Annotated in this window: 20 protein-coding genes; 13 read left to right on the plus strand and 7 right to left on the minus strand. The window is 57.0% G+C overall.

Translation table 11 applies throughout. From position 1 onward, the window contains the following. The 4 genes from ACR0DK_RS02510 to ACR0DK_RS02525 form a co-directional block, all read right to left on the minus strand. Complete coding sequence (locus tag ACR0DK_RS02510) at window positions 1–1,656, minus strand: alpha-glucosidase (RefSeq protein WP_480734695.1); 1,656 nt, start codon at window positions 1,654–1,656, stop codon at window positions 1–3. A gap of 9 nt (window positions 1,657–1,665) precedes the next feature. Next, window positions 1,666–2,814 (minus strand): carbohydrate ABC transporter permease, encoded by a 1,149-nt coding sequence (locus ACR0DK_RS02515; RefSeq protein ID WP_170392558.1) that lies wholly within the window; start codon window positions 2,812–2,814, stop codon window positions 1,666–1,668. 12 nt (window positions 2,815–2,826) lie between these two features. Continuing rightward, window positions 2,827–3,834 carry a carbohydrate ABC transporter permease gene (locus ACR0DK_RS02520; RefSeq protein WP_170402173.1) on the minus strand — a complete coding sequence of 336 codons (1,008 nt, stop codon included), beginning with the start codon at window positions 3,832–3,834 and terminating at the stop codon, window positions 2,827–2,829. Between the two features lie 65 nt (window positions 3,835–3,899). Continuing rightward, the gene (locus ACR0DK_RS02525; RefSeq protein WP_170512843.1) at window positions 3,900–5,255 is read right to left on the minus strand and encodes an ABC transporter substrate-binding protein; all 1,356 of its coding nucleotides are present in this window, start codon (window positions 5,253–5,255) and stop codon (window positions 3,900–3,902) included. Between the two features lie 214 nt (window positions 5,256–5,469). Between ACR0DK_RS02525 and ACR0DK_RS02530 the strand changes: the two genes are divergently transcribed. Both ACR0DK_RS02530 and ACR0DK_RS02535 read left to right on the plus strand, forming a co-directional pair. Continuing rightward, window positions 5,470–6,501: a LacI family DNA-binding transcriptional regulator gene (locus tag ACR0DK_RS02530; RefSeq protein WP_480734696.1), complete on the plus strand. Its 1,032-nt coding sequence runs from the start codon at window positions 5,470–5,472 to the stop codon at window positions 6,499–6,501. 1 nt (window position 6,502) lies between these two features. Continuing rightward, window positions 6,503–7,822, plus strand: a complete 1,320-nt coding sequence (locus tag ACR0DK_RS02535; RefSeq protein WP_480734697.1) for a GH1 family beta-glucosidase — start codon at window positions 6,503–6,505, stop codon at window positions 7,820–7,822. 34 nt (window positions 7,823–7,856) lie between these two features. On the opposite strand, the gene ACR0DK_RS02540 is transcribed toward ACR0DK_RS02535, so the two are convergent. Next, window positions 7,857–8,396 carry a ZrgA family zinc uptake protein gene (locus tag ACR0DK_RS02540; RefSeq protein WP_480734698.1) on the minus strand — a complete coding sequence of 180 codons (540 nt, stop codon included), beginning with the start codon at window positions 8,394–8,396 and terminating at the stop codon, window positions 7,857–7,859. 231 nt (window positions 8,397–8,627) lie between these two features. Between ACR0DK_RS02540 and ACR0DK_RS02545 the strand changes: the two genes are divergently transcribed. Further along, window positions 8,628–9,896, plus strand: coding sequence for an imelysin family protein (locus ACR0DK_RS02545; protein ID WP_480734699.1), 1,269 nt, complete (start codon window positions 8,628–8,630; stop codon window positions 9,894–9,896). An 89-nt stretch (window positions 9,897–9,985) separates the two neighbouring features. Here ACR0DK_RS02545 and ACR0DK_RS02550 read toward each other — a convergent pair whose 3' ends face one another. Next, complete coding sequence (locus ACR0DK_RS02550; RefSeq protein ID WP_255612159.1) at window positions 9,986–10,135, minus strand: hypothetical protein; 150 nt, start codon at window positions 10,133–10,135, stop codon at window positions 9,986–9,988. Here ACR0DK_RS02550 and ACR0DK_RS02555 point away from each other — a divergent pair. The 9 genes from ACR0DK_RS02555 to speB all read left to right on the plus strand — a co-directional run bounded on the left by ACR0DK_RS02555 (window position 10,085) and on the right by speB (window position 19,684). Beyond that, window positions 10,085–10,318: a (2Fe-2S)-binding protein gene (locus ACR0DK_RS02555; RefSeq protein ID WP_480735683.1), complete on the plus strand. Its 234-nt coding sequence runs from the start codon at window positions 10,085–10,087 to the stop codon at window positions 10,316–10,318. The genes ACR0DK_RS02550 and ACR0DK_RS02555 overlap by 51 nt on opposite strands. Next, window positions 10,266–10,751: a bacterioferritin gene (gene bfr, locus ACR0DK_RS02560; RefSeq protein ID WP_170392566.1), complete on the plus strand. Its 486-nt coding sequence runs from the start codon at window positions 10,266–10,268 to the stop codon at window positions 10,749–10,751. The genes ACR0DK_RS02555 and bfr overlap by 53 nt, the downstream gene beginning before the upstream one ends. A 16-nt stretch (window positions 10,752–10,767) precedes the next feature. Beyond that, window positions 10,768–12,258: a di-heme oxidoreductase family protein gene (locus ACR0DK_RS02565; protein ID WP_480734700.1), complete on the plus strand. Its 1,491-nt coding sequence runs from the start codon at window positions 10,768–10,770 to the stop codon at window positions 12,256–12,258. 3 nt (window positions 12,259–12,261) lie between these two features. Further along, entirely contained in the window at window positions 12,262–13,272 is a 1,011-nt protein-coding gene (locus tag ACR0DK_RS02570; RefSeq protein WP_480734701.1) for an imelysin family protein, read from the plus strand. Between the two features lie 3 nt (window positions 13,273–13,275). After that, a complete protein-coding gene (locus ACR0DK_RS02575) occupies window positions 13,276–14,361 on the plus strand; it encodes a DUF1513 domain-containing protein (RefSeq protein ID WP_480436112.1) in 1,086 nt (361 codons plus the stop codon). 102 nt (window positions 14,362–14,463) lie between these two features. Then, entirely contained in the window at window positions 14,464–16,353 is a 1,890-nt protein-coding gene (gene speA, locus ACR0DK_RS02580; RefSeq protein WP_170636796.1) for a biosynthetic arginine decarboxylase, read from the plus strand. A gap of 22 nt (window positions 16,354–16,375) precedes the next feature. Beyond that, complete coding sequence (locus ACR0DK_RS02585) at window positions 16,376–17,587, plus strand: saccharopine dehydrogenase family protein (RefSeq protein ID WP_480615103.1); 1,212 nt, start codon at window positions 16,376–16,378, stop codon at window positions 17,585–17,587. 88 nt (window positions 17,588–17,675) lie between these two features. Beyond that, window positions 17,676–18,845 (plus strand): carboxynorspermidine decarboxylase, encoded by a 1,170-nt coding sequence (gene nspC, locus ACR0DK_RS02590; RefSeq protein WP_170819338.1) that lies wholly within the window; start codon window positions 17,676–17,678, stop codon window positions 18,843–18,845. After that, entirely contained in the window at window positions 18,842–19,684 is an 843-nt protein-coding gene (speB, locus tag ACR0DK_RS02595) for an agmatinase (RefSeq protein ID WP_480734702.1), read from the plus strand. The genes nspC and speB overlap by 4 nt, the downstream gene beginning before the upstream one ends. On the opposite strand, the gene ACR0DK_RS02600 is transcribed toward speB, so the two are convergent. Then, complete coding sequence (locus tag ACR0DK_RS02600) at window positions 19,681–20,271, minus strand: HD domain-containing protein (protein ID WP_170564393.1); 591 nt, start codon at window positions 20,269–20,271, stop codon at window positions 19,681–19,683. The two genes, speB and ACR0DK_RS02600, sit on opposite strands and share 4 nt — an antisense overlap. Window positions 20,272–20,373: 102 nt before the next feature. Here ACR0DK_RS02600 and ACR0DK_RS02605 point away from each other — a divergent pair, with 102 nt between their 5' ends. After that, a complete protein-coding gene (locus tag ACR0DK_RS02605) occupies window positions 20,374–21,207 on the plus strand; it encodes a LysR family transcriptional regulator (protein ID WP_223116917.1) in 834 nt (277 codons plus the stop codon). The last annotated feature ends 2 nt before the right edge of the window (window positions 21,208–21,209 follow it).

The following is a 21,209-nucleotide window of genomic DNA, read 5'->3' on the forward strand; positions in this document are numbered from 1 at the left end:
TTACCTCTTTTCCCGAGCCAATAGACAGAATTGAGCGGCATCCAGCGTCACGTTGCTTTCCCCGCGAACGCCGCCCAACTCCTCCCCGATCACTTGCCAGTCACCTTCTGGCAGGGTCACGCCAACCGGACAGTCACCCAGATTGAAGGCGCAGAAGACCTGCTCGGCTTCATCCTCTCGGGTGAAGGTCAATACCGAACCGATTTGTGACATCCCTGTCTGCGCGCCGGACATCAGCGCTGAGTGCGCATGACGCAATGCAATCGCATGGCGGTAGTGGTGCAGCATCGACGCTGGATCTTTTTCCAACCGATCCACCGCCCGCTCGGCCTGCACAGCGCTGACTGGCAACCAGGGACGGCTCGTGCTGAACCCGGATTGTTCGTCCTGTGCGGCCCAGACCATCGGAGTACGGCAGCCATCGCGACCTTTGAATTCCGGCCAGAATTCAATACCATAGGGGTCTTGCAAATCTTCGAACGCAACATCTGCCTCGGGTAGCCCCAGTTCCTCACCCTGATACAGGCAGGCTGAGCCACGCAGGCACATCATCAGAACGGCGTGCTGCCGGACAGCTGCATCGTCCAAACCCCAACGCGAAGCATGGCGTTGCACGTCGTGGTTTGAGAAGGCCCAGCATGGCCATGCATCACCCGCCTTGTCCTCAAGCTGGTCAAAAACCTGCTTTGCGTAAGCTGCCGTCAAAGCCCGCTTTTCGAGGAACTCGAAAGCATAACACATGTGCATCCGTTTATCGCCGCTGGTGTATTCGCCCATAATCTCAAGCCCGCGCTGCGCGTCGCCGACCTCACCCAGACATGCGCGGCCCTCGTATTCATCGGTCAGGGCGCGCAGACGTTCTAAGAAGGCGATATTCTCGGGCTGACTTTTGGAATAGAGGTGATCCTGATGGTTATACGGGTTCACCATCGGCGCAATTGATGAGTTCCTCTGATCCATCGGCAGGCCAGGATTGTCACGTAGCTGGGCGTCGTGGAAATAGAAATTGATGGTGTCCAGACGGAAGCCGTCGACCCCCATTTCCAGCCAGAAGCGCGCCACATCCAGCAGGGCATCCTGGACAGCCTTGCAATGGAAGTTCAAATCTGGCTGCGAAGTCAGGAAGTTGTGCAGATAATACTGCAAACGCCGCGCATCCCACTGCCAAGCCGAACCACCAAAAATCGATAACCAGTTATTCGGAGGTGTCCCGTCGGGTTTGGGATCAGCCCAGACATACCAATCGGATTTCGGGTTCTCGCGGCTGGCGCGGCTTTCGTTGAACCATGGATGCTGATCTGAGGTGTGGGATAGCACCAGATCGATCATCACCTTCAACCCATGCGCATGGGCTTGATCCAGCAGCTCTTTGAAGTCCGCCATAGTACCGAACATCGGATCGACATCGCGGTAGTCGCTGACGTCATAGCCGAAATCCTTCATCGGAGATTTGAAGAACGGCGAAATCCAGATTGCATCAACCCCTAGCGAGGCGATGTAGCCTAACCGCTGGGTGATACCCTTTAAGTCTCCGATCCCGTCACCGTTGCTGTCCTGAAAGCTGCGCGGATAGATCTGATAGATCACCCCGCCCCGCCACCAATCTGACGCCGACTTGGTTTTTTCGAATGCTGTCGCGTTGGTCTGCACGTTCATCACACGCCCTTATTTTACGGAACCGGCCAGCAAGCCGCGAACCAGATATTTCTGCATTGCAAAGAAGACTGCCAACGGCACCGCGATTGAGACAAACGCCGCCGTGGCCAAGATTTCCCAGTTACCGCCCCGCGTACCCAGCAGTTCGACGATACGGTTGGTCATTACCGTTGTCTGGCCGCTGGCATCGATCAGGAAGACTTTGGCAACCAACAGATCGTTCCATGTCCAAAGGAACTGGAAGATCGCAAAGGATGCCAGTGCCGGAAAGCTAAGCGGCAGGATCAACTTGGTAAAAATCTGAAACTCGGTTGCGCCATCTACCCGGGCGTTCTCAATCAGGTCACGAGGCAGCCCGGCCATGTAGTTACGCAATAGGTAGATCGCCAATGGCATCCCGAACCCGGTATGGGCCATCCAGACCCCCAGGTATCCTTTGCCGATCCCGATATTGAGATGCAGTTTCAACAACGGGATCAGCGCCAGCTGCAATGGCACCACCAATAGGCCAACCACCGCAGCGATCAGCAGGGCACGCCCCGGGAAATCCATCCATGCCAGCGCGTAAGCCGCAAATGCTGCGACAAGAATCGGGATAATCGTCGCCGGGATCGTCACCGTCAGGGTATTGAAGAACGCCTTGCCCATACTGTCGGAACTGCTTTCGTTGAAGAGAACATGGGCATAGTTTTCCAAGGTGAATTCAGGCGGCAGAGTAGTCGTCACAAACACGCGAGGGCCGCGCTTGCCCGAAAACTCTTCTGCGTTTTCCATCCGATAGTCACCGTTGGCCTGAACCGTGATCGTCCCGCCACGACGAAGCTCAGCCGTTTCGCCCGGAGCAAAGGCATCAATCGCACGGGAATTCACACCCCATCGCGAAATGTCCGAGGCCCGATCACCATCGAAGATATTGCCTTCTATCACATAGAGACCATCCTGCAAAACTTGTGTTTCAGGTGCCGCCGCGCGCAGAGTCAGGTTTTGTTCCGACGGGAAGAGCGCCCGCCACCAGCCGCTGCTGGATATCTGGTCCGCTGTTCTGAATGACGAGATCAACAAACCGAGTGTTGGGAAAACCCAAAGCACCACAAGCAGCACGACCGAGGCGTGAACGACCCATCTTAGGGCTGGGCGGGTTCCTGCAATATCGCTCATAACCCGGTCCTCCTACTGCATTTCTTTGCGCGCATTGCGCACGTTCCAGATCAGGATCGGCGTCACCAGCAACATGATCACCATGGCGGATGCCGATCCCACGCCCCAGTCATTGGCGCGGAACATCTTGTCGTACATGTAATTGGCCAGAACCTGGGTCTCCCACTGGCCGTTGGTCATCGCAAAAACGATGTCAAAGACCTTGAGGACCACGATGGTGATGGTGGTCCAGACCACCATGATCGTGGTTTTGATCTGCGGCACTTTGATCTTGAAGAAAATCTGGAACGGATTGGCCCCGTCCAGAATGGCCGCCTCGATGGTCTCTTCCGGGATGCCGCGCAGCGCGGCGGACAGAATGACCATGGCAAAGCCGGTTTGTATCCAGACCAGCACGATCATCAGGAAGAAATTGTTCCAGAAAGGCAGGGTCAGCCAGGTGTGCGTTTCGGTTCCACCAAAGAAGATGTAGATCGCGTTCAGGACGCCGATCTGATCCTGATCGGCCGGACGTGCATCATAGACCAGTTTCCAGATTACCGAGGCGCCAACGAAAGAAATCGCCATCGGCATAAAGATCAACGACTTGGCGACGTTACCCCAGCGGATGCGATCCGTTAGCTGCGCCACGAGCAGGCCAAATGCGGTGGACATGGCAGGTACAACAATCAGCCAAAGCATGTTGTTGCGCATCGCCTCCCAGAATTTCGGCTCGGCTACCATCTGGGTATAGTTGTCAAAACCCGCCCATTCATATCCGCCTCCGGCTACGCGATCAGTCAGAGACAGGCGCAGCGTCTCAAACACCGGATAGGCAAGATAGACCCCAAGGGCGAGGATCGCGGGAAGCAGAAACAGCCAGGGCCGGATCATATTCGCGCGGTTGATATTGCGACCCGCGTTCGGTCCACGCGCAGGGAACAGGACTTTATCCAGAAATTGGTTGGACAGGTAGAAATAGCCCACGCATCCCGACACACCGATTACGATTGTTAGCAGGCCCTGAATTGCCGGATTCATGGCGTCCTCTCCCTTGCTAGGGTTTCGGGCAACCTGATTGAAAGGTTGCCCGAAGGTTCAGCGGATTACTTGATTGCGTCCCAAGATGACTGGATTTCGCCGGTGACTTCTTCGGCGGATTTCCCGCCAGTATAGTCAACCATGCCGGTCCAGAACGTACCCGCACCCACGGCGCCCGGCATTAGGTCCGAGCCGTCGAAGCGGAAGGTGGTCGCACCCAGAAGAATGTCACCCAGACCGCGCAGAGTATCATCCTTATAGGCTTCGGTGTTCACGCCCTTATGCGGGGTCAGGAATCCGGTTTGTGCCATCATGACTTCATGTGCAATCGGCTGCTTGAGGAACTCCATGAACGCGCTGGTCGCATCCGATGGATTGCTTACCGCCATCAGAGTACCGCCACCCAGAACCGGGTTACCCAAGTCCTTGTCTGCGAAAGACGGCATGTAAAAGAAATCTGCATCCAGGCCGAACTCGACATCTTCGGGGAAGAAGGCCGGAACAAAGGACGCCTGACGGTGCATGTAGCACTGGGGCGGCGATGAGAACATGCCTTTGGGGCTGTCGCGGAAGTCAGTCGAGGCGACAGCATCTGACCCACCCGAGACCTTGGCGTCATCACGCGCGAACCAGCCAAACTCTTCGATTGCGGCGATAACGCGCGGATCATCAAACGGAATCTCGTTTGTCACCCACTGGTCGTAAACCTCGGGCGGCTGAGTCCGCAGCATCATGTCTTCAACCCAGTCGGTCGCGGGCCAACCGGTGGCGGCACCCGATCCCAGGCCAATGCACCACGGGGTTTCGCCATCGGCGACGATCTGCTCGGTCAGGGCCTTCAGTTCTTCCATGCTCGTCGGCACTTCGTATCCGGCATCCTCGAAGTTTTCCGGGTTATACCAGACCAGAGACTTGACGTTCACATTGTAGAAGAAGCCATACATCTGGTCATTGCCGTCGGCGTCTTTGTAAGTGCCAAGATCAACCCAGGAATCGCCAGCCGCATAATTGTCACCAACCCAGGCCGCCATATCTTCACCCAGCGGTGTCAGCTGCCCTTTGGATGCCATGATCGCGGCCAGTCCTGGCTGCGGGAAGACCGCGATATTGGGGGCTGATCCTGCCTCGGCATCGATAACGATCTGCTGCTCGAAACTGTCGGAACCGGTATAGATCACATCTGCGCCAGTCGCCTCTTCGAAATAGGCAATCATGTTGTTGAAGTAACCGTCTTCCGGGGTCAGCCACGGACCAAAAATCGTGACCGTCTGACCGCTCAGATCCGGGGCGCTTTCGGCCCAGGCATTATAGCTGTCCCAGTTGAACGGCCCCTCGCCCGGCGCGAAGACCAAATCTTGTGCTTGTACCGACCCGGCCAGCAGAGCGATCGCCGCCGCACCCGAATAAAGTGCGTGTCTCATGAGTTCTCCTCCCAATATTTTCGGCGCAAACGAGATTCGTTTTCAAAGCGCTTTGGATGCCGTACTTTATCCGCTAACATTCAGACCCTGTCAATATCTCGCCTACTAACACCTAAAAAACTGCCATTCTAAGACATTCTCTCGAAACATGTTGACTGAGCCAGGTTTTCACAACAAAACAAATGGGCATCAATTTGAAGGCGCTTTGAGTAAAATGAACCTAAAGCAACTCTCTGAGATCCTCGGTCTTTCACAAACAACCGTCAGCCGCGCGCTGAACGGTTACCCGGAGGTCAGCGAAGGGACGCGCATCCGGGTTCAGGCTGCTGCGAACAAGCATGGTTACCGCCCCAACAGCCGCGCAAAGGGGCTGGCGACAGGGCGGTCTATGGTCATCGGCCATGTGATTCCCACCTCGTCCCGGCACGAAATGGTCAATCCGATATTCGGAGATTTTGTGGCAGGCGCAGCCAAAACCTATGCGGCGAACAATTATGACATGATGTTCACGCACGCGCCGGACACATCAATTGAAGAATCCTATCGCAGCCTGTTCAATCGGGGCGTCGTAGACGGCGTGGTCCTGCAAGGCCCCAAGGTACGAGAGCCGCGCATCTCGGTATTATCGCGCCTCGGCGTGCCCTTCATTGTTCATGGCCGGTCGACCTACGCCAATGAGCCCTATGATTGGATCGATGTGAACAACCAGCGTTCATTCGAACGCGCTACTCGGTTTTTGATCGATCTGGGCCATCGGCGCATCGCCTTGATCAACGGGCTCGAGGAAATGGATTTCGCGCGTCGGCGGAGGAACGGCTATCTGGCGGCGCTCAAAGAAGCCGGGATCGCGCCTGATCCAAACCTACTGCGCAGCGCTGAGATGACCGAGATTTATGGGCATCAGACAGCCTGCGACATGCTGAAGCTCGACGACCCGCCAACAGCAATTTTGGCCTCTTCGATTATCTCTGCGGTTGGAGTCCGGCGCGCACTGGAAGAAAGCGGCCTGAAAATGGGGCGCGATATCTCGGTGATCGCTCATGATGACGAGTTGTCATACATGCGCAATGGTATGGATGTTCCAATTTTCACCGCAACGCGCTCGTCGGTCAGACACGCGGGCGAGTTGGCTGCCGAAATGCTGATCGAGCGGATCAACGCTCCGGATGACCCACCCAAAACGCGCTTGCTGGAGGCTGAACTTGTCGTCGGCAGCTCGACGGGGCCAGCCCCACAAAGGATGTGATATGAAGTACAAACGCGCAGATTTCCCGCCAGATTTTCAGTTTGGCGTGGCGACGTCGGCCTATCAGATCGAGGGACACGCCAATGGGGGCGCAGGCCAGACCCATTGGGACAGTTTCGCTGCAACTCCAGGTAACGTCGCCAATGCGGAAAACGGAGATTTGGCCTGCGATCACTATAACCGGTTCGAACAGGATCTGGATCTGATCCGGGGCGCCGGCTTCGACTGTTACCGGTTTTCAACCAGTTGGGCGCGCGTGCTGCCCGAAGGACGCGGACCGATCAATCAGCAAGGCTTGGATTTCTATGATCGCCTGACCGATGCGCTGCTTAAACGCGGCATCAAACCCTGCGCAACGCTGTATCACTGGGAACTCCCTTCACCACTCGCCGATCTGGGCGGTTGGCGAAACCGGGATATCGCGAATTGGTTTGCAGACTTCACCGAGATCATCATGGGCCGCATAGGCGATCGGATGTTCAGCGTCGCACCTGTGAACGAGCCTTGGTGTGTAAGCTGGCTGAGCCATTTCGAAGGCCAACATGCCCCCGGCTTGCGCGACATCCGGGCAACCGCGCGCGCGATGCATCATGTATTGCTGGCCCATGGCCGCGCAATCGAAGCCATGCGTGGATTGGGCATGTCGAACCTTGGCGCAGTGTTCAACCTTGAATGGGCGGAACCTGCTGACGACAGCGATGAGGCACAGACTGCGGCGGCGCTTTACGACGGGATTTACAACCGCTTTTTCCTGGGCGGCGCATTTAAGAAATCCTACCCTCAGAATGTTCTGGAAGGATTGGAGCCGCATCTGCCGGACAAGTGGCAGGATGATTTCGACACGATAGCTGCACCTGTCGATTGGTGTGGGCTCAATTACTATACGCGCAAGTTGATAACGCGCGCAGATACGTCTTGGCCTTCTTTGACCGAAGTCCCCGGCCCCTTGCCAAAAACGCAAATGGGGTGGGAAATTGATCCGGCAGCCCTGTCCCGTTTCCTGATCCAGACCGCGCAAGAGTATACTGGGGACCTGCCTATCTACGTGACCGAAAACGGCATGGCGAGCGCAGAACGTCAAAACGACGCTGACAGAATTGACTACTTGAACCAGCATCTTGCCGAAGTGTGTAAGGCCCTGGACCACGGCGTTCCGATCAAGGGATATTTCATCTGGTCCCTTCTCGACAATTACGAGTGGGCGCTGGGATATGAAAAACGGTTCGGGCTGGTCGATGTAGATTTCGAGACGCTGGAAAGAAGGCCAAAGGACTCCTACCGCGCGTTGCAGGCCGCATTGGTCCGGGATCAGTCTGGTTGACCGTCAAGCTTTGCTGCTGCGGGCACACGCCGGTTCAGTTTGGCACCTTCAAATGTGGCGTTTGGCGTTCCACCGTAAGGTTCTGTGTGGCCGAGGATGACGTCAGCTCAACAAACAAGCGCTCGGCGCGTGCAAACCGTTCGAAATAGGTGAACTGGATTGAAGTCACTAACGACGGCTCCTGACACTGCACCAGATAATCGGCCTGAAATTCGGTGTGATGCGCGGCATTATCGCTGACTTGCCCCTCATCCTGAACGAAGACATCACCAACAAGCGCCACATTGGCCGTTGCAGTCAAACACCCCGCTTCAGGCGGCACCTCAAAGATCTCAAGCGGTTTAGAAAGGTCCGAGATTGCGACGGCAACATCCGCCCTCTCATCTTCGTTCTCGGCAGTGTGCTCGAACCCAACAATATCTACGCCTGGCACTTCAAGCGTCAGGCTAAATCCGGTTTCAACAAATGAAATTGCCATATGACCCGCGCCATGAGTATGCGCTTCGATGGCGGTCTCTGCCTGCGCCATCAGCGCGGCTGGTATTAGCGCAAGAACAACGGCCGCGCGTTTCATTCTGTTCACCATTAACCAAACAAACCGTAGGGCATTTTAATACAATTGCGCCTCAGCGCAATGTTCGCCGGGTGCATCGGGCTCCCCAGATATGGTTAGTCAGAAATGGGAATAATACCTGACAATAAAACTCAGGTTGACATTGCTGACTATTTCACTAAGAAATTGCCGCATCCAGCCCCGCTGCGTCTGCCGGGGTCCGAATCCCGCTGAGAAAGAAAAGTGTTCCACATGACCAGATTGTTCAACGCGGCCAGTGCCCTGACCTTGTGTATCGCAAGTACAGCTGTCGCCGAGGCCCCGTCCAAAGCCGATGTTCTGACCACATATTCCAATATCGCCGAAGCCAAATATGACGACAGTCTGATTGCAGCAAAGAAACTGCAAGCTGCCGTCAACGCCCTCATTGCTGACCCGTCCGATGCCACTCTGAACACCGCACGTGCCGCATGGGTCGCCGCGCGCGTGCCGTATCAGCAGACCGAGGTTTATCGCTTTGGAAACGCCATCGTCGACGATTGGGAAGGCAAGGTGAACGCATGGCCTCTGGACGAGGGCATGATAGATTATGTGGATTCCTCTTACGGAGGCCCGAGCGATGAGAACGAGTTTGCCGCGCTGAACGTCATCGCCAACCCCAGCTTTGATCTGTCTGGTAAGACCATCGACGCCAGCGAAATCACCCCTGCTCTGTTGTCAGATACGCTGCACGAGGCTGACGGGATCGAGGCGAACGTCGCCACCGGCTATCACGCCATCGAATTCCTGCTGTGGGGTCAGGACCTGAACGGCCACGGCACGGGCGCAGGAAATCGTCCTTATACCGATTATCTAGTTGGTGACGGCTGTACAGGTGGCAACTGCGATCGCCGCGCCCAGTATCTGAAAGCGGCAACCGATCTGCTGATCAGTGATCTGGAATGGATGACTGCCCAGTGGGCCGAAGATGGTGACGCACGTGCCGCTCTTGCCGCAAATGAAACTGCTGGCGTTAGTGCGATCCTAACCGGCATGGGTTCGCTGTCCTACGGCGAGCAGGCGGGTGAGCGTATGCGCCTCGGCCTGATGTTGAACGACCCCGAGGAAGAGCAGGACTGCTTCTCGGACAACACCCATAACAGCCATTACTATGACGGCCTGGGCATTCAGAATGTGTATTTGGGCAGCTACACCCGCATCGATGGCACGCCTGTTTCGGGTGCATCCCTATCGGATCTGGTGACCGCAGCCGATCCGACGCTTGATACAGAGATGAAAGCCAAGCTGGCCAACACCATGCTGGCGCTAGGCCGTATCAAATCAACCGCCGAAGCGGGTTTTGCGTATGACCAGATGCTGGAACGCGGCAATGAAGGTGGCGAAGCGCTGATTATGGGTGGCGTCAATGGACTGGTCGATCAGACCAAGACCATCGAACGCATCGTGACCGTGCTGGAGCTTGACCAGATCGATTTCGAAGGCTCGGACAGCTTGGATAACCCTGACGCGGTATTCCAATAGGTATCATGGCCGGGCGCATTTTTAGTGCTCTCGGCCTTTCTCAACATCGAGTGTGGCGTCTTGGCACTGGACGCGCCCTCAATAACCTACTATTTCACTAGGAAATAGCATACCCCGACTGAGTCGCCATGATCGTTTGCCAATGCACCAACATCTCTGACCACGACATCCGAGCGGCGATCGATTGGATGCGCACGGCAGACCCACAGACCATCATCACTCCCGGCAAGATCTATCATGCCCTTGGCAAGTCAGCGGATTGCGGCGGATGTATGCCGCTTTTCCTAGACACAATGCGCGCAGACGATAATCTTAAAGTCCCCATGCAGCTTCGGTCGTTACGATCCGAAGTATCACAGGAGAAAGCACATGAAGGGCGATCCCAAGGTCATAGAATACCTCAACAAATCACTGCGGCATGAACTGACGGCGGTCAGCCAGTACTGGCTACATTACCGCCTGCAAGAGGATTGGGGGCTTGGCCATATGGCCAAGAAAAGCCGTGAGGAATCCATCGAGGAGATGGGCCATGCAGACAAGCTGATCGAGCGGATCATCTTTCTGGAGGGCCACCCCAACCTGCAGAAACTTGACCCGCTCCGCATCGGGCAGACCCCGAAAGAAACACTGGAATGCGATCTAGCCGCCGAACAAGACGCGCGGGCGCTTTATGTCGAAGCGCGGGAATACTGCCGCGAGGCCGGCGACTATGTGTCCATGGGCCTGTTCGAAGAATTAATCAGCGACGAAGAAGGACATATCGACTTCCTCGAAACGCAGCTCGACCTTTATGAAAGGATTGGCGAAGCCAATTATGCGCAACTTAACGCATCCAAGATGGACGAAGGCGAGTAAGCTTGCCCTTGCATCGGTGGCCGCACTCACGGCCACCTCTTCCCAAGCCACCGAGCTGCGGGACTCTCATCTAAATTTCCTTCCAAGAACTGCCGAAGAACGCGCCCGGATCGACGCTGTCACAGCTACGCCGGATGACTTCAGTGTGCCGCAGCGGTTCGAAGAACTGTCCGCTGGTGCTGCGACCGTGCGGGCGCGCACTGATGCGGACGCGTTTTCTCAGCCCTCCGCCAATTTAAGCTTCGAACAGGAGCTGGACTTCAAAGTCGGCAACGGGTTGTTCAAAAAGATCTGGGTCTCGTCTCCGTCGTCCACTCTGGCTTCGGACGGTTTGGGTCCGCTATACAACGCCCGCTCGTGTCAGCGCTGTCACATCAAGGACGGGCGCGGTCATACGCCTAACGGCCCGGATGACAATGCCGTCTCGATGTTCCTGAGAGTTTCGGTTCCCGGCAAGCCAGAGGGCGCGCCTGCCGAGATCGAAGACTATATCGCCACCCTGCCTGATCCGAGTTATGGCACTCAACTGCAGGATTTCGCTCTGGCAGGCCATCCCGCAGAATATCGGCTGGACATCACGTATGAGGAAGTCCCCGTCGCGCTGTCCGACGGCGAAACGGCTTCGCTCCGCCGCCCCAACTATAAGGCCGCCGATTTAGGCTATGGCCCGCTGCACCCGGACGCGATGCTTAGCCCTCGAGTTGCGCCGCAGATGATCGGACTGGGGTTGCTGGAATCAATTCCGGTTGAGAACTTGCTGGCCAAAGCCGATCCTGATGACGAAGATGGCGACGGTATCTCGGGCCGTCCGAACATCGTATGGTCGACGGAATTTGGCGAACCAATGATGGGCCGCTTTGGTCACAAGGCCGGGATGCCCACGGTGATGGAGCAATCGGCGGCGGCCTTCGCAGGTGATATCGGCATATCAAGTCCGCTTTACCCCGCGCCGTACGGCGATTGCACCGAATTACAGGCCAACTGCATTGAGGCACCGCACGGAGACAACGATGCGCGGGGTTTCGAGATTGACGCAATTGGCATGGACCTCGTCGCCTTCTACAGCCGCAATCTCGGTGTTCCGGCGCGCCGAGACACCGATGACCCTGAAGTGCTGCGCGGGAAAGATGTGTTTCTTGCCTCGGGCTGCGCATCCTGCCACACGCCTGCTTATGTCACCCACAGGATGCCCGATAGGCCCGAACAGAGCTTCCAGCTTATCTGGCCCTATACCGACCTGCTGTTGCACGACATGGGCGAGGGTCTGGCCGACAACCGCCCCGAGGCCCGCGCAACGGGCCGCGAATGGCGCACGCCGCCTTTGTGGGGCATCGGCCTGACACAGCGCGTCTCGGGCCACACCCAATTCCTGCACGATGGTCGCGCGCGATCACTGCTTGAAGCCATCCTTTGGCATGGTGGCGAGGCGCAGGCCGCCCGTGACACGGTTGTTTCAATGCCAAAAGCCGACCGCGACGCCCTGATCCGCTTTCTTGGGAGCCTCTGACCCATGCGTAGCCTTACTTTCGCCGCCGCCCTGCTGGTGCCCTTGGGCGCCTTTGCTCAGGATCGAGCTCCGATTTTGATGGATGTGACCGAAACGCACATACTGCCGCGCTTTGCAGAGCTGGTTTATGCAACCGGAGCTTTGTCGACCACAGCCCAAACAGATTGTGAACCGGAGTCAGACGACTTGCGCGCTGCTTACGCCACGGCATTCGATAGCTGGATTTCGGCCAGCCATTTGCGTTTCGGGCCTTCCGAGGCTGACGATCGCGCTTTTGCACTGGCTTTCTGGCCAGATACCAAAGGATTCACGCCCAAAACCCTGTCCCGACACATCGCCAGTGAAGACACTGCCGTCGACGACCCCGAAGCCTTTGCCGAAACCTCAATCGCCGGGCGCGGCTTTTTTGCATTGGAACGAATGCTCTTTGATCCAGCGATGACAGAACAAGGAAGCGCCGACTATCGTTGCGCGCTTATCCGCGCCATCACCACTGATATCAACCGAAATGCCGTCGCGATCAACACGAACTGGCAAAGCTACGCACCACGCCTGACGCAACCGGGAGGCCACAGCCCTTATCGCTCGGGCGATGAGGCGATGCAGGAGCTGTTCAAGGCGCTTACAACGGGGCTAGAGTTCACAGCCGACACACGCATTGGACGCCCTTTAGGAACATTCGAACGTCCGCGCCCGAACCGTGCTGAAGCGCGGCGGTCCAAGCGGTCGTTGCATCATGTCACGCTGTCTCTGATCGCCCTGCGTGACTTGGCCGCCCGTCTGTCCTTTGACCACCCTGAGATTGCTGCAGATCTGGATGCCGGTTTCGCGCGGGCCATCGACCGGGCTCAATCACTGGACGACCCCGCCCTCGCCGGTGTTGCGACACCGCAAGGTCGCGTCCGCATCGAAGCGCTGCAGCAATCGATCAACGCCATTCGCGAGATCGCCGCGACCGAGCTTGGCCCGACGCTCGGCATCAGCGCCGGATTCAACTCACTGGATGGGGATTGACCATTGACGAACCGCCGCGAATTTCTTGCAGGCCTTGGTGCCGCCAGTCTTGCTTCGGTGCCGGGCTGGGCGTCCGTCGGCGCGCCCCGCTATCTGGCCGCTGCCTTATTCCCAGATGGTAGCTACCGCCTGTCCGGCCTGGATAACTCGGGCGCAGTTTTGTTCGCTATACCGCTACCCGCGCGCGGGCACGCCGCCGCGGCCCATCCGTTCAAAGCCCAAGCGGTCGCCTTTGCCCGCCGCCCCGGGACCTTTGCAATTGTAATTGATTGTACAGATGGTTCTGTCCTAAAGCGGCTGGAGGCACCCAATGGCCGCCACTTCTACGGGCATGGTGCATTCTCGGCTGATGGAACACAGTTTTTCACAACCGAAAACGACTATGAGGCCGCAGAAGGTGTGGTTGGCGTCTGGGACGCGATCAGCTTCGCACGGCTGGGAGAGTTCTCGTCAGGTGGGATAGGCCCCCACGACATGCGCTTGCTTCCCGGTGGCGACATACTGGTCATCGCCAATGGCGGCATCGAGACACACCCCGACAGCGGTCGGACCAAGCTAAATCTGCCAACGATGCAGCCCAACCTGAGCTATCTCGACATTTCGGGTTCGATATTGGAGCAAGTAGCGCTACCCCGCGCGCTGCACAAAAACTCGATCCGCCATCTTGCGGTGCGTGACGATGGTCTAGTGGGTTTTGCAATGCAATGGCAAGGCAGCCAGACCAAGTACCCTGCCCTTCTGGGGCTTCACCAAAGGGGCGAAAAGCCTCGCCTTTTGTCAGCGCCCGAAACGCAGCAAAGAGAGTTGCAAGGGTATGCTGGCAGCATTGCCTTTTCCACCGATGGCCAATCGGTTGCGATCACCTGTCCACGAGGCGATGCATTGCACCGCTTCGACGTAAATAGCGGAGCATTCATCGAAGCTTTAGTGTTCGAAGATGTTTGCGGTTTAGGCGCCGGCAAGGCTGGGTTGGCGTTTACCGCCGGAACCGGTGCATTTGGCACTCTGACGACCACCGGCGCCGAAATCACCGCGCAGTCGGATTGCCAGTGGGACAACCACCTGATCCCGATCCGTACATACGGCTAGAATTCGTCGGCGAACCCTCTCACAGTTTACACTTGGACGAATCAAACTGCTGCCGTATTGGCAGGCGCTAAACCAGCACACCCAAGTTAAGGACTGATCTGATTGAAACAGACGCCCGACGCACCGCATTCCATCTACGGGGTTGAGAAATGGGGCCATGGCCTCATTGAGGTGACAGAAAGGGGCGAGATAGCTCTGCGCAATCCGATGGCCCCCGAGGCCGAGGCAATCAGCCTGCCGGGTATCCTCAGCGATCTGGACGACCGGGGGATCAAAGCCCCGATGGTCTTGCGTGTTGCGTCTTATCTAGAGCATGAAATCGCGCACCTGAACGAGAGCTTTGCCGAGGCAATCGCGCGCGTAAACTATAAGGGCCACTATCGCGGTGTCTTTCCGATCAAGGTGAACCAACAGGCGCAGGTGGTCGACCGGATCGTCGAGTTCGGCAAGAAATACAATTATGGCCTTGAAGCAGGATCAAAACCCGAACTGGTGGTGGCCCTGGCCCATCGCCTGGCCCCCGAAGCGTTGATCGTCTGCAATGGCGTCAAGGATGCTGAATTCATCCAATTGGCGATCCTGTCTCGCAAGATCGGGTTCAACACCGTCATCGTGCTGGAAAGCCCAAAAGAGGCCAATACCGTCATCGAGGTCTATAACCAACTGGGGATCGAGCCCCTGATAGGCGTTCGGGTCAAATTGACCAATCAGATCAGCGGCAAATGGGAAGAAAGTTCGGGCGACCGTTCCGCCTTTGGAATGAACACCGACCAGCTTGTTGCCACCGTGGACAAGCTTAAATCGGCGGGATTGCTGCACTGCCTCAAGCTGCAACATTCGCATCTGGGTTCACAGGTGCAAGACGTTAACGATGTGCGCCGCGCTGTTGGCGAGGCATGCCGGTATTACACCGAACTCTCGCGTGAAGGCGTACCACTCAGCTATCTGGATCTCGGCGGCGGCATGGGGGTGGATTACACGGGCGAAAAAAAGGCCGCGGAAAACTCGATCAACTACACGGTCGAGGAATATTGCGCCAACGTAGTCGAAACCGTGGCCTACGCCATGGACGAGGCAGAAATCGATCATCCCACGCTTATCACCGAAAGCGGTCGTGCGGTTGTTGCGACGTCGTCCATGCTGGTCTTCAACGTGTTGGAAAGCACACTCTACGACGCCCCGAACGGACCAATGGCCGAGCCCGATGACCACCACATGGTTTCCGACCTCGCCGCAGTACACGGCTATCTCAGCAAGGATCGGCTGCAGGAATGCTGGAACGACGCAACTTTCTATCGCAATGAATTGCGCGCGCTTTTCAGACGCGGGTATGTCGACCTGCGCCAGATGGCCCGGGCCGAGCGCATCTACCTGTCCCTTATGGCCCGGCTCAAGGCCTTGGCGGCAAGTGATGATCTGGACACGGAAGTGGATGACCAGCTTGAGAAGGTCGCAGACATCTACCATTGCAACTTCTCGCTGTTCCAATCCCTCCCCGATGTCTGGGCCATCGACCAATTACACCCGATCGTGCCGCTGCAAAGCTTGAATGAAACACCAGACCGACGCGCGGTCCTGTCCGACATCACCTGCGACAGCGACGGAAAGATCGACCGTTTCATACTGGCCGACGGCGTGTCCCCCAGCCTGCCAGTGCATTCGCTGCCCGAAGAAGGCGAGTATTTCATGGGCGTCTTCTTCGTTGGCGCCTATCAGGAAACACTTGGCGACCTGCACAATCTGTTCGGCGACACCAATGTAGTCACCATCGACCTGCGAACCGACGGTGGCTTCGACTTGCTGCATGAACAAGAGGGCGACACAATTTCTCAAGTCTTGTCTTATGTGGAATTCGACCCGCAAGACTGTGTCGCCGCGTTCCGCAAAATGGTGGACGAGGCGATTTCGACCGGTACTCTGCAAGCCAAGGACCGAAAAACCCTGATGAGCGCCTATCGCGACTCGATCAACGGCTACACCTATTACGAATAACCCCTTGAGAGGAGACTATCCCATGGGCAAAACACTGGTTGTCGGCGCGGGCGGCGTGTCCCACGCAGCCGTGCACAAAATGGCGATGAATTCGGACATCTTTACCGAGATCACGCTGGCCAGCCGCACGAAATCGAAATGCGACGCCATCGCAGCGGCCGTTAAGGACCGCGTCGGTGTGGACATCGCGACTGCCGAGTTGGACGCCTACAAGGTTGAAGATACAGTCAAACTGATCAAAGAAACGGGTGCAGAAATCCTCGTAAACCTGGCCCTGCCGTATCAGGATCTGGTTCTGATGGACGCGTGTCTTGAGGCCGGCATCCACTATCTCGACACCGCGAACTATGAGCCCGAGGACGAGGCCAAGTTCGAATACCACTGGCAATGGGCCTATCAAGAGCGGTTCAAAGAGGCTGGTTTGACTGCCATCCTCGGCTCGGGCTTCGATCCGGGTGTTACATCCGTCTTCGCCAAATGGCTGAAGAAGCACAAGTTGGATACGATCCGTCAGATCGATGTGCTGGACGCGAATGGCGGCAGCAACGATCAAGAATTCGCCACCAACTTCAACCCGGAAATCAACCTGCGCGAAGTGCTGGCCGAGGTGCGCCATTGGGAAAACGGCGCATGGCAGCACAGCCCGGCGATGACCCACAAGGTCGAGTTCGACTTCCCCGCCATCGGCCCCAAGAACATGTACCTGATGTATCACGAGGAACTGGAGTCGCTCAGCACCCATTTCCCCGAGATTGAGCGCGCCCGCTTCTGGATGACCTTCGGTGACGCCTACATCACCCACGCCAAGGTGCTGGAAAACGTCGGTATGACTCGCATTGACCCGGTGATGCATGACGGCAAGGAAATCATCCCGATTCAGTTCCTGAAAACCCTGCTGCCCGATCCCGGCGATCTGGGCGCGGAGACCAAGGGCAAAGCCTGCATCGGTGACATCGCCACAGGTCAGGCCAAGGACGGCTCGGGCGAAAAGACCTATTATATCTACAACATCTGCGATCACGAGGAATGCTACCGTGAGGTCGGCAGCCAAGCCGTCAGCTACACCACCGGCGTCCCCGCCATGATCGGTGCGGCGCAGGTGCTAAAGGGCAACTGGACCCAGCCGGGCGTGTGGAACATGGAACAGCTCGACCCGGACGACTTCATGGACATGCTGAACACCCACGGCCTGCCGTGGCAGGTCCACGAACTCGACGGCCCCGTCGATTTCTGATCCGCATCAGCTTCATCTGGCTATAAATATCTCGGGGGGTCCGGGGGGCAGCGCCCCCCGGCCTCTCCACAATCCGGAGACACCCGAATTGTCCGACATGATGACCACCCAAGCCGGAGATGCCGGAGCTTTCCGCAATTTCGACTTCAACCGCGTGCCCACCCCTTGCTTCGTGGTCGATGAGAAAGCCGTGGAGCGCAACCTGACCATCCTCTCCGAGATCGGCACCTGTTCCGGCGCACATGTCCTGAGCGCGCTTAAGGCGTTTTCCATGTTCTCGCTGGCCCCACTGGTGCGCCGACACCTCGGCGGCACTTGCGCGTCCGGCATCTATGAGGCGCGGCTGGGGCGCGAGGAATATGGCGGCGAGGTCGCCACTTTCTGCGCCGGATATAAAGACGCGGACATGGACGAAATCCTGTCGCTATCGGACCACATCATCTTCAACTCACCCGCGCAAAAGGACCGCTTTCTGGCAAAAGCCCAAGCCGCCGGCGTACAGGTCGGTCTGCGCATCAATCCGGAACATTCCGAAGGCGAAATCCCCAAATACGACCCTTGCGCGCCCTGCTCGCGTCTGGGCACGCCGGTCAGCCAATTGTCCGCCGAGACTATGAGTGGCGTGGACGGGCTGCACATGCACACGCTCTGCGAACAGGGGTTCGCGCCGTTGCAGCGGACATGGGACGCGGTTGAGCCAAAGCTCAAACCGTACCTTGGCCAAATCAAATGGCTGAACTTCGGCGGCGGGCATCATATCACCCGTGATGACTATGACCGCGACGGGCTGGTCGCCTTCATCAAATCCATCCGTGAGATACACGGTATCGACGTCTATCTGGAACCCGGTGAGGCAGTGGCCCTGGATGCGGGCATTCTGGTTGGCGAAATCCTCGACTTGCCGACCAACGGTATGACCCTTGCGATCACCGATATCTCGGCCACCTGCCATATGCCGGACGTCATCGAAGCCCCCTATCGCCCCGCCCTCATGGATGAGGCCGAGGCAGGCCATACCTATCGCCTGGGCGGCCCGTCCTGTCTGGCGGGCGACGTGATCGGTGACTACACTTGGGACAAGCCACTGGAAATCGGCCAACGCTTTGCCTTCCTCGATCAGGCGCATTACTCGATGGTCAAAACCAACACCTTCAACGGAGTTCCGCTACCGACTATAGCGCTGTGGAACAGCGAAACGGACGAACTGAAAATCATCAAACAGTTCGGCTATGACGACTTTAAAGGCCGCCTCTCATGAGTATTTTCCTCGACAGTGAACTGTCCGCATCCGAGCGCACTGAGGACGCGCGGTTCCGTGTGATCCCGGTGCCGCTGGAACGCACTGTATCTTACGGGGCGGGCACCGCCAAAGGCCCGGACGCAATTATCGAAGCAAGTAATGAACTGGAACGCATCACTGGCCACGCCGAGCCCTGCGTCGAGGGGATCTTCACCGAAGAACCCGTTGACTGCGATGCAGCGTTGCCAGAGATAATGGAACGCCTAGCCCAACGCACGGAAGCGGCCGTTCGCGCCGGCAAAACCCCGGTGACGCTAGGTGGCGAGCATTCACTTAGCTACGGCGCAGTGTTGGGTGTTGCCCGCGCTCTAAACCAACCGATTGGTATCGTGCAGATCGACGCCCATGCTGATCTGCGCAACGCCTATCAGGGCGAGAAACATTCTCACGCCTCAGTCATGCATCTTCTTGCCGAAGAAGGTATCCGTCTGGCTCAATTCGGCGTTCGCGCCTTTTCGACCGAAGAAGCCCAAAGCCGCCTGAGAAACCACGTGTTTCATGTGGACGCCGAAGAACTGGTTACCGGCAACATCCACTCGGTTGATCTGCCCAAGGATTTTCCCGAACTGGTGTACGTCAGCTTTGACGTTGATGGGCTGGACCCGGCAATCATGCCCGCCACTGGAACACCCGTCCCAGGCGGGCTGGGATATTATCAAGCACTGCGCCTGGTGGAACACGCCCTGAAGGGCCGAAAATGTGTGGGTTTCGACGTCGTCGAACTGGCCCCGAACGGCAATGCCGCCTGGGATTTTACCGCCGCCCAGATCGTCTATCGCCTGATGGCCGCCTGTTAAGCCTCGGCGGTCTCATTCAGTTCCATGTGCCCTTCGCCCTTGTTCAGAACGCGGCGTAGCATGGGCTCGAAGAACTCCAGCGGTTTGGTCGGATAATCCGGGTCGAACGCCTTCTGATCATATTCATGACAAAAATAGCGGCAGTCCTCCCAATACGGACTGTCGCGATATTTGTCGCGGGCATTCCGATCACCACCTAGATGATGATTGTAGTAGTAGCCCTGAAACACGCAGTGGTGCTTGAGAATCCAGTGTGTCTTCTCACTGACATAGGGCTTCATCATCGCGGCGGACAGTTCCCCGTGATTATAAGGCGACAAGATATCGCCGGTGTCATGGATCAGGGCAGCCACAACCAACTCTTCGTCAGCGCCGTCCTCATACGCTCGTGTCGCGGCCTGTAGGCTGTGCTGATAGCGATTTACCGGATACGGCGTCCATTCTTCGTCCAGTGAACGAATGGCGTCCAGTATGCGATCCGGCAAAGCAGCGTTGTAGCTGTCTTCATACTCCATGACCGCATCCCAGTCGGCCTTGGTCGCCTCTTCAAAACTGGTCCAGGTGGGTTTGTGGCTCTTGTCCAGCATCGCGCGAATCCTTTGGCTACGTTCGTCAAATCACTTTAAAGCGGCAGATATAGGCAAAAAAATGAATTGATTTTATCAATACGATCAAAAAATACTTTCAATATGCAAACCAAATCTCTCGAAACATTTTTAAGCGTAGCCGAAACCGGTGGGTTTCACTCAGCGGCCCGTAAGTTGAATGTAACCCAAACCGCAGTCAGCGCCCGGATCAGGGCCCTGGAAGACGCAACAGGCAAACCGCTGTTTTCGCGCGGGGCAGGCGGAACGGTATTGACCGAGTACGGTCGCCAATTCAAACCCTATGCTGAACAGATGCTGTCGCTGTGGTCGTTCGCAGCCAACGACCTGCCTGAACAGATTCAAAATCGGTTGGCACTGCGTCTGGGTGCCCAGTTGAGCGTGTGGGATCCGTTACTGGTGGACCTTGCTGTTCGCTTTGAACAACGGTTTGGACAATTGCTTTTAACCCTGAATTACGACCATGATTTGGATATGGTCGACGCCGTTGCTACCCACGTACTTGACGCCGCGCTGACCCATGAAAAACCTGCGGACCGGCGCGTGGTATTCCACGAACTTGCGCCCGAACGGCTGTCTTTGGTTCAAAGCAGGAAGGATGCGAACACCGACGCTGAACGGGTATTTGTCAACATAGAACTGGGCGAGACCTACCGGGATCATGTCCGTTCCACAGCGCGTCTCGCGACAGGGCAAACTATCTTTCTGGGTAATTGCTTGATGGCTTTACGCTATCTCCTACAGCGTGGCGGGTATGGGTATTTCCCGGACTATGTCATCACTCAGCATCTGAACTCGGGCGAGCTGTTGCGCGAGAAAGATGCGCGCGACTTAATGCTACCGCTGTTTTTGGTGGTCCGTTCGGATAGTCAAGAAGTTGAAAACATCCTGCAGTGCCTGGAGGAACTTCGCCGCTGACT

Source organism: Ruegeria sp. CE6, from assembly GCF_056537485.1.

Coding starts and splice junctions, on each gene's coding strand:
- ACR0DK_RS02585 (WP_480615103.1), top strand. CDS start 16,376: ATGGGCAAAACACTGGTTGTCGGCGCGGGCGGCGTGTCCCACGCAGCC.
- ACR0DK_RS02605 (WP_223116917.1), top strand. CDS start 20,374: ATGCAAACCAAATCTCTCGAAACATTTTTAAGCGTAGCCGAAACCGGT.
- ACR0DK_RS02525 (WP_170512843.1), bottom strand. CDS start 5,255: ATGAGACACGCACTTTATTCGGGTGCGGCGGCGATCGCTCTGCTGGCC.
- ACR0DK_RS02555 (WP_480735683.1), top strand. CDS start 10,085: ATGCGCACGGCAGACCCACAGACCATCATCACTCCCGGCAAGATCTAT.
- ACR0DK_RS02600 (WP_170564393.1), bottom strand. CDS start 20,271: ATGCTGGACAAGAGCCACAAACCCACCTGGACCAGTTTTGAAGAGGCG.
- ACR0DK_RS02550 (WP_255612159.1), bottom strand. CDS start 10,135: ATGATAGATCTTGCCGGGAGTGATGATGGTCTGTGGGTCTGCCGTGCG.
- ACR0DK_RS02530 (WP_480734696.1), top strand. CDS start 5,470: ATGAACCTAAAGCAACTCTCTGAGATCCTCGGTCTTTCACAAACAACC.
- speB (WP_480734702.1), top strand. CDS start 18,842: ATGAGTATTTTCCTCGACAGTGAACTGTCCGCATCCGAGCGCACTGAG.
- ACR0DK_RS02510 (WP_480734695.1), bottom strand. CDS start 1,656: ATGAACGTGCAGACCAACGCGACAGCATTCGAAAAAACCAAGTCGGCG.
- ACR0DK_RS02520 (WP_170402173.1), bottom strand. CDS start 3,834: ATGAATCCGGCAATTCAGGGCCTGCTAACAATCGTAATCGGTGTGTCG.
- ACR0DK_RS02535 (WP_480734697.1), top strand. CDS start 6,503: ATGAAGTACAAACGCGCAGATTTCCCGCCAGATTTTCAGTTTGGCGTG.
- ACR0DK_RS02570 (WP_480734701.1), top strand. CDS start 12,262: ATGCGTAGCCTTACTTTCGCCGCCGCCCTGCTGGTGCCCTTGGGCGCC.
- ACR0DK_RS02515 (WP_170392558.1), bottom strand. CDS start 2,814: ATGAGCGATATTGCAGGAACCCGCCCAGCCCTAAGATGGGTCGTTCAC.
- ACR0DK_RS02545 (WP_480734699.1), top strand. CDS start 8,628: ATGACCAGATTGTTCAACGCGGCCAGTGCCCTGACCTTGTGTATCGCA.
- ACR0DK_RS02540 (WP_480734698.1), bottom strand. CDS start 8,396: ATGAAACGCGCGGCCGTTGTTCTTGCGCTAATACCAGCCGCGCTGATG.
- bfr (WP_170392566.1), top strand. CDS start 10,266: ATGAAGGGCGATCCCAAGGTCATAGAATACCTCAACAAATCACTGCGG.